Origin of the sequence: Parvimonas sp. D9 (assembly GCF_035282565.1) — a bacterium.
Lineage (GTDB): Bacteria > Bacillota > Clostridia > Tissierellales > Peptoniphilaceae > Parvimonas > Parvimonas micra.
On sequence record NZ_JAYKBM010000154.1, the window covers coordinates 1 to 271 of the forward strand.

The 271-nt window shown below is 42.4% G+C and carries 1 protein-coding gene; it reads right to left on the reverse strand.

Features of this window, described 5'->3' with window-relative positions:
* A partial coding sequence (locus VJI94_RS08395; RefSeq protein WP_324009033.1) for an SDR family oxidoreductase occupies window positions 1-271 on the reverse strand: 271 nt, incomplete at both ends.

Genomic DNA, 271 nt, shown 5'->3' on the forward strand with positions numbered 1-271 from the left:
CATACGAAGCAGGAGGTTATCTTTCGAAATACCTGCATTGTTTACACAAACATCTATTGTTCCAAATTCTTTCATTACTTCGTTTACAAAGCTTTCGCATTCCGCAAAATCGCCGGCATTGCTTTTCCAGGCTTTGGCATTTATGCCCATTGCCTTTAATGTTGTTTCCAGTGTCTTTGCTTTTTCTGCACTGCTGTCGCTAACATAGGTAAATGCAATATGACTGCCATGTTCGGCCAGTTTCAGGGCAATGGCTGCACCAATACCACGT